The organism is Mesorhizobium sp. M7A.F.Ca.CA.001.08.2.1 (genome assembly GCF_003998455.1).
GTDB classification, from domain to species: Bacteria; Pseudomonadota; Alphaproteobacteria; order Rhizobiales; family Rhizobiaceae; genus Mesorhizobium; species Mesorhizobium ciceri.
This window is the reverse complement of record NZ_RZPW01000887.1, coordinates 1-2,319: the sequence shown is the minus strand read 5'-3', so window position 1 is coordinate 2,319 and position 2,319 is coordinate 1. Positions and strand designations below refer to the sequence as shown.

Annotated in this window: 2 protein-coding genes; one reads left to right on the top strand and one right to left on the bottom strand. The window is 57.8% G+C overall.

Going from position 1 to position 2,319, the window contains the following annotated elements; genetic code table 11:
* On the bottom strand, nucleotides 1-1,873 hold a 1,873-nt coding region (locus EN914_RS32485), incomplete at its 3' end, for a PAS domain-containing sensor histidine kinase (protein WP_245497893.1).
* Between the two features lie 256 nt (nucleotides 1,874-2,129).
* Between EN914_RS32485 and EN914_RS32480 the strand changes: the two genes are divergently transcribed.
* On the top strand, nucleotides 2,130-2,319 hold a 190-nt coding region (locus tag EN914_RS32480), incomplete at its 3' end, for an ATPase domain-containing protein (protein ID WP_281034683.1).

Sequence of the window (2,319 nt, the reverse complement as noted above, 5' to 3'; positions counted from 1 at the left end):
CAGTAAACGGCTTGCTGAGAATTTTGATGTCGCGAGTCCCCGGGAGTTCGGCGTAGCCCGTTGCTATAATGACGGGTACGTTCGGCCACTGGACTTTGATCGTATTCGATAGCTGCAGGCCCGTCATCTTCGGCATAGCATGATCCGTTATGACGAGGTCGAACGGCTGCTCCTCCAGCAACCTGAGGGCTGCCGCCGCAGAATGCGCCTCCGCGACAGTATGGCCGAGATCCTCGAGCATTGCCGCGGTATTCAAAAGGACCAGCGCATCGTCATCCACTGCCAGAATCCGCAGCGACGCCGTCTCAATGGCTTCCTCGGCAAGAACATCCGGCCCGCGCGCGACTTCCGAGCTCGCGGTTGCGATCGGCAGCCATAGTTCCGCTGTGGTTCCGGTTCCCCTGGAGCTCTTGAGCACTAGGCGCCCGCCCATTTGTTCTGTCATCCCATGGACCATAGACAGACCGAGACCCGTGCCTTTGCCTACGCCTTTTGTGGTGAAGAACGGTTCTGTCGCCCGAGCTAGTGTTTCTTCGTCCATTCCTTCGCCAGCGTCTGCTACCGAGAGGCAGACGTAGGGGCCCGGGGCCAAGCCAGCCTCTTTGCTTTCGCCGACCTGTTCCATCCGAGTGGAGATGACGATCGTTCCGCCGCCAGGCATCGCGTCCCTGGCATTGACGCACAGATTGAGCAATGCGAGTTCGATTTGACTTTCATCAACCATCACACGATCAAGCGAGAGCGGAAATTTCGTCTCTATGATCGCCCTTGAGCCCAGCGATCGTTCCAAGAGATCCTTCATTCCGTGTATGAGCCCTATCAAATCGACAGGCTTTGGATCGAGTTGCTGCCGCCGGGCAAAGGCCAGCATGCGCTGCGTCAAGGACGCTCCCCGTCGCGCGCCGAGCACCGCGTTGTCGAGAAGACGCAGCAATTGTGGATCGTCGGGAAGCCGTTTGCGGAGCAGCTCAAGACTACCCAGAATCGCCATCAGCAAATTATTGAAATCGTGAGCGACGCCGCCCGTCAGTTTGCCGATCGCATCCATTTTTTGGGAGTGGAAAAGGGCCTCACGTGCCTGATCCAAGGACTCCTGCGCCTTCTTCCGCTCCGTAATGTCGCGTGTGATCTTCGCGAACCCCAGGAGTTCGCCATCCTCGTGCCGAATGGCGTCGATGACCACGTGCGACCAGAACGCAGTGCCGTCTTTGCGTATACGCCAGCCTTCGCGCTCAACTCGCCCTTCACGGGCGGCGATCTCCAGGGCACTTTGCGGACGGCCTCGCTCGCGATCCTCGGGCGTGTAGAATTGAGAAAAGTGCTTGCCGATTATTTCGTCGGCCGAGTAACCTTTGATGCGTTCTGCACCCGAGTTCCAGCTCGTGATTACGCCTTCAGGATCAAGCATGTAGATCGCGTAGTCTGTCACGCCCTGAACCAGACGCTGGAACTGCTCCTGATTTTTCCGGATTTCCTCCTCCGCTTTCTTGCGCTCGGTAAGATCACGGGTGACTTTGGCGAAGCCGGTTAGTTTGCCGCTTGGATCGAGTATAGGATCCACCACAACGTGAGCCCAGAAAGGAGTCCCGTCGCGACGAACCCTCCAGCCCTCGGTCACAAATTTGCCATCGCGGACTGCTGTCTCCAGAGTCCGCGATGGAAGACCAGCTTCGCGATCCTCCTCCGTGTAGAAGCACGAGAAATGCTGACCGATGATCTCGCTGGCGGAATAGCCTTTGAACCGCTCGGCCCCCGCGTTCCAACTCGTCACGGTTCCCGAACGGTCCAACATATAGATCGCATAATCAGTAACGGCCTCGACGAGAACGCGGTAGCGATCCTCATCGGCTTTATCGACGGTTCCTTGAATCATACCCCATCCGTTCATTTGTTAACTCTGTGAAACTGCTGGCGTCTTGGATGGTTCCACAGACGATGGGAAGGCGTGCGCGCTGTGGCACAGGCCGTGACTGCCGTGGCCTGCAACGAGCTACTTGCCTGACGGGGGCGCGGCCATTACAGAAATTGGAATTTCAGATACCGGGCCGGGCCGCCGATCGCTCCACCCAGTTCTACTTCGAACCTGTGATACTGGCGGCTTGCGATTCCTGTTTGGAGACGATGGCGGAATGACCGAGCGAAAGAAGCAGCCCGTTGTAAGTTCCGGCATTGCCGGCTTGGACGAAATTCTTCGTGGTGGATTGCCCGCTTCAAATTTCTATATCGTGCAAGGCGATCCAGGCGCAGGCAAGACGACGGCGGCGTTGCAATTCCTGCGCGCTGGTGTGGCAGCCGGTGAACGCTGCATCTATGTCAGCC